The sequence below is a fragment of the Mesorhizobium sp. M5C.F.Ca.IN.020.29.1.1 genome (assembly GCF_003997375.1).
Lineage (GTDB): Bacteria > Pseudomonadota > Alphaproteobacteria > Rhizobiales > Rhizobiaceae > Mesorhizobium > Mesorhizobium wenxiniae.
Map to the genome: position 1 here is coordinate 1 of NZ_RZSW01001085.1, position 829 is coordinate 829.

Annotated in this window: 1 pseudogene; it reads right to left on the bottom strand. The window is 60.9% G+C overall.

Going from position 1 to position 829, the window contains the following annotated elements:
* Positions 1-57: 57 nt before the first annotated feature.
* Positions 58-511 (bottom strand): annotated as a pseudogene (locus tag EOA85_RS39735) (hypothetical protein); the annotation flags it as partial.
* Between the last annotated feature and the right edge of the window lie 318 nt (positions 512-829).

The following is an 829-nucleotide window of genomic DNA, read 5'->3' on the forward strand; positions in this document are numbered from 1 at the left end:
GACCGCAAGAGGCGGTGTCGATTTCGCGGTCCGCGGCTTAAGGCCACGCCCGCCGCCCTAGCGGGAAAAGCGGGCTGCGCAGGGTGGGTCTCGATCAGGCGCCGGGCACGCCCACGTCCGCCTCGATCTTGATTTCCTTTTGAGCTTGTCCATGCCGAGCACCTGCAGAGCCAGGCGCTCATAGAAAGGCTCGGACTTTTCGGTTCTTATCTTGTGGAGGAAATACGTTTCGAAACCGACCTTGGCGGTGTGCACGATTTGTCGGAGGACGACCAGTTGAGGTTGCGCGGCGGAATTTGCGGCTGCGCCACGAAGGCGAGCCGGATTTGCCGAAATCGGCGAGGCAGGCCGCGTTCCATGTACCCTGCGTCGGGTCCCATTCCCTCTACCAGCCGGCCAATTTTGCGGGCCGTCGGCGTGACCATGGATTCGATCATGAGGCCGGCCTTCGCACCCACGGAACCGGCTTCTTGCCGACCGGCGGGACGGCGACGCGGACGCGAACCGCGAACTTGACGACGGAAACTTTGTGTTCTCTGGCCAGTTCGTCGCGAAGCTCGTAGGCCATGATGGTGCCGCCCAGACCGGCCCCGTGACGACAACATCCGTCATGCTTTTGCTCCTGTGCGGCGTCACTCGAAGCGCTACGCCGGCCGTCACCTGTTTCCGACGACTGTGGGCCGAAGTTGTTTAATTCTGGATCGTCGTTGCTGGCCGCGCCTTGATGCGGGTCAATCGACCCGCCGGTATACGGATTTGCAGGGTTTCGAAGCGTCGGCTTGACAGCCGCCAACGCGAGACTAATATTATTTGTAGATCTTAATATGAT